A 7383-nucleotide genomic window follows, 5' to 3' on the forward strand; every position below is an offset into this window, starting at 1 on the left:
CGCTGGGAGCCCACGCCCTACCAGGACCGCGGGCAGGAGCCCCTGCTCGACCTCCTCCACGGTTCCTTCGGCTGGATGCTCATGCCGATCGCGTGAACCACTACGAATTTGCGGGATGATGTACTAGTTCCGGCAGAGCCGGAGACGTCCGGCACAGAGGCGGATTCGGCCCCATCGTTGGGGCCGAATCCGCCTCAGCCGTCGTCAACGGCTTCTGCGCCGCCCGTAGCACCAGGCCGAACGTCGGTTCGTCGCGCCCAACTCGACGTGGCACCGGCGCCGGTGACATCGCCGCCGCCGATCGCTTCTGCGCCGCCGGCATCAGCGGCGGTCCAGGCATCGCCCCCTGGCGCGATCAACGAAGCAGCGATACGCCAGACTGCTGCTGCGCCGCCAGCATCAGTGGCGGGCCAGGCATCGCCCTCGGGCGCGATCAGCGAAGCAGCGGTACGCAAGACCATCGAACCGCGGGTCCTTTCGGGGAATGCAAGTTTGGACGAAACAAAGATGCTGATCGCCCTATGCAAACGCCAAGGGGATGCGGCATGCATCGAGCGGGCGGTGAGGTTGCTGAGAGACAGACAGCAGTAGCGCGTTCGTGTGTCGGGGTGTGGCGCCCCACGTGCGCCGACAAAAACGAGCACCTCGCGAAAATTCGGAGTCACCCATCCTGCCCTGCGGCCAATAGATGTTCATGGGGCACAAACCGAAGGACACGCCAGGGGACCGTCCAGGCTTCCTCGCCCGGCTCGTCGAGGTGCGCGCAGACATCGAGCGCTTCCTCGCGAGCGAGGGCGTAAAACGAGCCAACGGCAACGATGGCATCGAGGACAAGGCGCAGAGCGTCCTCACCACGGCCGTCGAGAGCCGCGACAACTACGATCCCGAGGCCGGCGATCTCCGCGCCTGGACGCTCGGAATCGCCGCAAACGTCGCGCACGAAGCAGACCGCGCCAAGCGGCGCTACGACGCGCGGTTCTCCCCGGAGGACGGCGAAGCGGAGTCCACGCCCGCGCCGACGGCCTCCCCCGAGCGCCTCGCGCACTTGCGCGACGTGCAGCGGAAGGTCGCGAAGGCCATGGAGGACATGCCTGCCGAGTTTTTCCAGGTGCTCATGCTCGTTGGCATCGAGGGCTGGTCGCACAAGGAGGTCGCCGAGGAGCTCGGCATCTCGGAAGACTTGGCGAAAAAGCGTCTCGAACGGGGACGGGCGTTCCTTCTCAAGAAGAGCGGCCTTTCGCGCGATGATTTGCTCGCCTTCATGCCCCTTCTGTGGCCCGTCGGGGAGGGGCACGCGTCTCGCCTCGAACGGCTCCGCAACCTCCTCGGCTACGCCCATCCAGCAGGAAACGCGCTCGGCGTGATCATCGGTCTGCTCCTGCTCGCGCCGGGGCCCGAGCGTGCCGTCGCGCATGCCGGGCTCCGGTACCACATGCCTATCGTGGCCAGCGTGCAGGAGGCGCCCCCGCCGCCGACCACGCCACCGGTCCTCCCCGCGGAGCCGGCCGCGGTCAAGCCTGCGAAAGCACAGGCTCCGCGTGCGCCGACCGTTCCCCGCCCCTCGGTCGTGGTTGACCTTTCGGGCCTCTCGTTCCTCCCGAAGGGCAACCGGTAGCCCTCTTCCTGGCGTGCCGGTTTGTCTCGTCCCTCTTGACAGGTTTGTCGCGGGTCGTGTACTCTTGAGCGCATGGTGCGGTCGGCTCTCGTCATTGCTACGATTCTCCTTCTCGGGGCGCCTGCGCTCGCGGAAACCTCACCGCCGCCCGCGGTGGACGAGGCCGTGGAGACCGCACGATTCACGGCGCTCGTCGCCAAGGCGGACCGCGAACGGGCCGCAGGCAGGCTGCCCGAGGCCGCGATGGCCTATGCCGAAGCCTTCAAGATCAAGGAAGAGCCGATTGTAGGCGGTCGGCTCGGCGCTCTGCTCGTCGAGCTGCGTAACCCCGTGCAGGCTGCGGATCTGTTGCTCGACGCGATCGAGCGCGGACGTGGGCCGGAGGTGTCGCCGGAGGAACGGCATGCCTGGCTCACGGCGTACGACGTTGCGATCTCGCAGGTTTGCCGCGTCGAGGTGACCGTCTCCGAGCCGCATTCGCGTGTCACCTTGGATGGTTTGCCCAAGAATCGGGACGGCCATACCGGGTTCATTCTCTTTGTGCCTCCCGGGGAGCACGAGCTACGGGCGACACTGAAGGGATTCGAGGACGCGGTCATCGATTTCAAGGCGATCAAGGGCGGGACGTTGCGTTACACGCTGGCGCTGCGTCCGCTACCCTCGTTCGCACCCATCGAGCCACCCGAGCGGCTTCTCCGGCGGCGTCAGCTCGATCCGGCGACGAACGTCGAGGAGCCGCCTGACGACGAGCTGCCGAAGCGGGAGCCGATCCGCGGTGGTGTGGTCGGCGACGAGAGGAGGAGCGGGATCCGTGGCTCGATCAACGCGGGACCCGTCGTGGTGTTCGGGGTAGCAACGTGGGCGCCCGCGGTGGGGGCAGTGCTCGGCGGAAGCTTGCAGGTGCATGAGCACGTGTCGCTCGGACTGGAGGGGCGCGCGGCGTGGCTAGCGTCGGGCGTTGAGGGAGGCCAGATCGACGCGATGACGGCAGGCGGAATCGTCAGCGCCTGCGGACACTACCGGTGGTTTTTCGGCTGTGCGCTTGGCCATCTGGGCATGATCAGGGTGGAGACTTCTGGCGAGAGCTACAAGCCGGCAAGCGTCGTGGGTGTGAAGCCTGGCGGCGGCGGCCGTATCGGTGCCAAGGTTCAGCTCACGACTTCCTTGTACGTACAGGCGGCAGCAGACGTTCTCGGTCTTTCAAGTGGGGTCAAGATCGTTGTAGGGGAAACGGTTGTCTCAGATCAGCCTCCTGTCATGTTCAGCACAGCTATTGGTGCGGGGTGGGAGTTTTAGTTATGCGATTGTCAAAGCATTGGTTTTTGTTGATCATTTCCACGCTCTCCGCGGCATGTTCAGCGCCGGACACGTATCTGCGTGGTGAGTGCGACCCCGAGGCGCTATTCCCTGACAAGTTTTGTAGCCCTGAACTCGGAGACGCAGGCACGGACGCGGGCGACGCAGACACGCCGAACCCCGGCCCCACGCCGCAGTCCATGGGTACCTGCATGGACGCTTGCGTGCCCGTGCCGAGCGGCGGCGCCGGCTACTGGAGCGAGGTTCCGGTCTCGGTCAGGTTCGACAAACCGGAAGCGCTCCCGAAGTTCTGCCCGAGCAGCGTGCCGAACGAGAAGTTCCGCCTCTTCGACGAGCTCGTCGCGCCCCCGGCCGAGTGCGAGGCGTGCGCGTGCGAGCCCTCGGAAGGGACGTGCGAAGGCGGGCCCCCGCAGTCGATCGAGATCCGCGCTGGAACTTGTTTTGAAAGCGTGGCCGCGACGCTGCCGTTCAGCGGGCCCGCGGGATGGGACGGCTCGTGCACGAGCACGAACGCGCTTCCGGCGGGTGCGTCGTGCGGCGGCGAGTTCTGCGCGCAGTCCGTGCGGATCTCGCCGCTCCCGGGCCCGACGAGCGAGTCCTGTGCGCCGATGAACGCCACGCCCTCGTTCACCACGACGAGAGAGTGGAAGCTCGGCGCGCTCGCGTGCATGGCGAACACGAACGACGACACGTGCGGCGAGAGCGCGATCAAGAGGTACTGCGTGGCCGATCCCGGCCCCGATTATCTCTACTGCGTGCACGGCCAGGGCGTGCTGGAGCCGTGCCCGGACAACTACAACCACGAGCGTCACGAGATGTACCCCGAGGAGCCGCTCGATGATCGCGGCTGCGAGGCGTGCGAGTGCGGGGCGCCCGTGGGGAGCGCGTGCATGGGATCGCTTCGGCTCTACGACGATGCAGTTTGTTCGTCCGAGTTCGAGAACAGCAGCATCTCGTCCGTCGGTGAGAAGTGCACCGACATCCACCCCCCGGGCCGCGCCATCGGGGCCAAGGCGGTGACGGGGGTGACGTACGTTCACGGCACGTGCTCGAGCTCCGGCGGGGCGCCGAAGGGGTTGGCGTCGCCGAATAAGATCAGCGCGATCACCTTCTGCTGCCGCAGATCGCACTGGATCGTCGAGTAGGTCGCGAGGATACGATCGCGAACTTTGCCGAGGGGCTCCTACGCCTCGCCGACCGCGACCGCTCCTCCGATCTGGTAGGCAACGAGCTCCACGCCTGGAAAGACGGTCCACACCAGGCGCAGCGAGATGGCGGCAAGGCGAGAGTCCACGGCGCGAAGGTAGCTCAACATTTGTCCTGGGAAGCGCGTCGAGGTCGAAAACGGACGTGCGCAGCCCGGAGAAGTTTGCCCGGGGGCAACGAAGGTCGAGCGCGCCTGCGGCCGTCGGTCGCACAGGAGCGTCGAGTGGGTCGTCGGGGTCTCGCCAGAAAAAATCTCGCGCGTCGCTGTCACCGCGATCGGCGTGCGGCCAATATCCATGTGAGGGGCGATGAAACATCGACGCTCGCAGCGAGCCTGCATGCGCTTTTGTGCAGGCTGGCTCGCTGGGGGCGTCTGGGCAGAAAACGACCCCCAGCCTCACCCTTCCCGGGCCGGTTTCGGCTTGGGATGCCTGCTCGCGCGCCTGGTCAGGAAAGGCAACCGCGATCGGCCCGGGAGGGGGGAGGTTTTTCGTTTGCTCGTCGCTCGGGGACGGGGCGCAGGCGCGCGCCTGACTGCGTCATGGCAATGGCCAGGTCCGTGTAACAACGGAGTGGTGCACGCACGCCTCGTCCTCGGGCGACGAGCCTTCACGCGGAAGGAGATCGCGTCATGCTCGCCCTGCACGACCGACCCACGCCCGTTCCGACAGGGGATGACGAGGACGACGCAACGCGTGTTTGGCAGGAGTCGCCGATCGTGGACGGCGGCGCCGGGATGGCTGCGATGGCGAGCACGCCGACTGGCGCCGTCGCCCACGATCGGCAGACGCTCACCGAGCCACGCGTGGACCGCGACACGATCGTCGGGCCCCCGGCGCTGCCGTTGTTGTTGCGGTTGAAGGCGGGATGGGCGTCGTTCTGGAGTGCCGTGGCGGATGCCTTCTTCGGCGGGCCGCGCGTGTCCGAACGGCTCCCACCCGTTCCTCCGCCGCGTTCGCGGGAGGTGACGGGCATCTCGTTCGGAAACATCGCCGATCACGAGCATGGCGAGTTTCTGCTTCTCGAAGTCGTGCTCGCGGCCCCGCTGTATCAGAGAGCGGCGATCGAGGTGGCTCGTGAGGCGTTGGCTGCCCGGCGTGAGGGGGAAGCCGCCTATACGAACTTCGTCACCCATCTGGCGCTCTCCCGGCTGCGTCCTGACAAGGACGGCCGGGTTTCAGTTGTCCGGTTGCGCGAGAAGCTCCCGCACCTTCCGTACGAGCGGATGATCCTCCCGGCGCTTGTTCGTCTCGAAGAACAGGGCGTCGTGACGCTGGCCCAGACCAGAACGGGAGACCCGATGGCGGAGATTCTCCGCGAGGGCGTCACCCACGTTGAGCTGCGGGTTCCCGTGTGAGCCGCCTCGTGAGGTTCCGCGGCGTCGCCTTCGGCTATCGGCTTGAGCTGCGAGGGCGAGCGATCGGAACGCTCCGACGCGTCCGCAACGGAGACGGACAGTGCTGCTGGGCATGCGAACCGCTGGAAGGTGCGCCGGTCCCGGAAGGACCCGAGCGGCTGCGCGATGCGGCCCGCGTCTTGATCGCGATGGCCAAAGGCGCCGTCCGATGAACTGTCCGCTGAGTGGGCCCGGGGCCCTTCGGCGTGGATGGTCCAGAGGGACGTGTTCGTGGTGGCCGTCCAGCGGGGCGACCTCTGGCTTGCAAAGGGGAGGTCGCGGGCACCGTCGGGAGTCTGGTTTTCGGCAGGGCTCGGCTTGGCAGGATGTGTGATCCCGAAGGGTTCTGGATTTGTCTTGCAGATTGGGACCGTGTCGTGAGACCTATACTTCCGTGGGCCTAGGTGGTGTCGGGAGCTTCTGGTCAACGAGCCACGTTCGCGCTGCGTGGCGAGCCGTAGCGCCGATCCGCGCCTTTTCGCCCCTCATCGATCAAGTTGGCTCACGACGCTCAAGGGGGCGCGATCGATGACGTGGGTATAGAGCATCGCAAGACCCAAATGCTTGTGGAGGTGGACGAGTGCTTGACGAACTTCTTCTAGATGAGTCGGACTGTCGAAAGCAACCCAACAGTCTCCAGCTTTTCGGCTACGACATCGACTACGCCAAGCAGGAGCAGCTTCGACGCGAAGCAACGCAGCTCTGGAAGGACGCCTCAAGCGAAGAGAAGGCTCAACACAAGGGCGACATCCAGCACTTCTTTCGCCACCGTGGGGTGCTTGATCGCTTGACGGCGGCCTACGGCCTCGCAAAGAACTATTATCTGACCACATCCGAGGTCGTCGAGCGTGTTAAAACCGGTCCGGGGCCCGATATGCTCCCCTTGCCCGACCTTTATCCCGAGCAGGCACTCTTGGAGCTTATGGAAAACCTCGAGAACAGCCGCCATGTTCAGGAGCTCTATCGGCTCCGAAAGCGACGCACTGGGAGTGAGAGGAATTCGGGCGTCGCCAATGAGGAGGCGACCAAGATCAAGAACTGTCTCCGGCAAGGACGCGAACTCTATCTTGCAGGCAAAGTTGGCTCGCTAATGGTAAAGCCCCTTAACTTCTTCTACTCCATCACGGCGTACGCGTATGCAATTATTCTCGTAAACAATCCAATTCGATTTGCTCTTGAGACCCTCCCCGGATCACACGGTCTTGACTTCATTATGGATGGTTTGAAAATTCAGTTCGGCGGCGACATCCCGCACGGTACGTTCAGCGAAATGGTATTCTCGTTTCCCACTCTCGATAGACGTGAAGCGAGACTGGATTTTGTTCAAGATAATGTCGCAACGTTGAGAGAGTTCCACCAGTTCCGCTGCACCACCACCTGGGGAACGTTGTTGAGCATGGTGCCGGAGCTCCGTGACTACTACCGCCTGGTAACCAAGCGGCCCAGCAGGACGCACCCTCTTGAGATCTCTCAAGAACGAAGCGTGCGAGGACTGTACCGATTCCACATTGGAGATGGCGAGCGACAGCCGAACCGGGCCGATATCGAGCGCTCCTTTCCTGAGACCACGATAAGCGAAAAGCACGGGCAGGCGCTCGTTGACGTACCCGCATCGAACCTTCACCAAATACGTGCCTGCATCACGACAGATGCCCGCGGAAAATCGTGGTACATTGAGAACCCGTTCTTTCCCATCACTCTGCCCGAGGCATGTCTACACTTCCGTATCACCTCGCCCACCCCCGTCCTGACGCCCCGTGTCCCTCGTGCCCAGGCTCCCCGCCGGAAGGAGCCTCAACATGTGTACGGAACAACAAGCGGCAGCCATTCGTGCGGAGGTCTCGCGTAT

At 64.8% G+C, this 7383-nt stretch carries 6 protein-coding genes; 5 read left to right on the plus strand and 1 reads right to left on the minus strand.

From position 1 onward, the window contains the following. Positions 1–194: 194 nt before the first annotated feature. A complete protein-coding gene (locus tag E8A74_RS51300) occupies positions 195–461 on the minus strand; it encodes a hypothetical protein (RefSeq protein ID WP_136936529.1) in 267 nt (88 codons plus the stop codon). A gap of 233 nt (positions 462–694) precedes the next feature. Here E8A74_RS51300 and E8A74_RS51305 point away from each other — a divergent pair, with 233 nt between their 5' ends. The 5 genes from E8A74_RS51305 to E8A74_RS51325 all read left to right on the plus strand — a co-directional run. Next, complete coding sequence (locus E8A74_RS51305; RefSeq protein ID WP_170230024.1) at positions 695–1615, plus strand: RNA polymerase sigma factor; 921 nt, start codon at positions 695–697, stop codon at positions 1613–1615. Positions 1616–1687: 72 nt separating this feature from the next. After that, positions 1688–2911: a hypothetical protein gene (locus E8A74_RS51310; protein ID WP_136936531.1), complete on the plus strand. Its 1224-nt coding sequence runs from the start codon at positions 1688–1690 to the stop codon at positions 2909–2911. 2 nt (positions 2912–2913) lie between these two features. Continuing rightward, on the plus strand, positions 2914–4077 hold the full coding sequence (locus E8A74_RS51315; protein WP_136936532.1) for a hypothetical protein: 1164 nt from the start codon (positions 2914–2916) through the stop codon (positions 4075–4077). Between the two features lie 692 nt (positions 4078–4769). Next, on the plus strand, positions 4770–5495 hold the full coding sequence (locus tag E8A74_RS51320) for a hypothetical protein (RefSeq protein WP_136936533.1): 726 nt from the start codon (positions 4770–4772) through the stop codon (positions 5493–5495). 619 nt (positions 5496–6114) lie between these two features. Then, positions 6115–7383: YaaC family protein (locus tag E8A74_RS51325; protein WP_136936534.1), on the plus strand; the 1269-nt coding region annotated here is incomplete at its 3' end.

This window comes from Polyangium fumosum, from assembly GCF_005144585.1.
Lineage (GTDB): Bacteria > Myxococcota_A > Polyangia > Polyangiales > Polyangiaceae > Polyangium > Polyangium fumosum.

Bases quoted from the DNA above. Each gene is read 5' to 3' on its own strand.
- E8A74_RS51300 (WP_136936529.1), bottom strand. From the start codon at position 461: ATGGTCTTGCGTACCGCTGCTTCGCTGATCGCGCCCGAGGGCGATGCC.
- E8A74_RS51305 (WP_170230024.1), top strand. From the start codon at position 695: ATGGGGCACAAACCGAAGGACACGCCAGGGGACCGTCCAGGCTTCCTC.
- E8A74_RS51310 (WP_136936531.1), top strand. From the start codon at position 1,688: ATGGTGCGGTCGGCTCTCGTCATTGCTACGATTCTCCTTCTCGGGGCG.
- E8A74_RS51315 (WP_136936532.1), top strand. From the start codon at position 2,914: ATGCGATTGTCAAAGCATTGGTTTTTGTTGATCATTTCCACGCTCTCC.
- E8A74_RS51320 (WP_136936533.1), top strand. From the start codon at position 4,770: ATGCTCGCCCTGCACGACCGACCCACGCCCGTTCCGACAGGGGATGAC.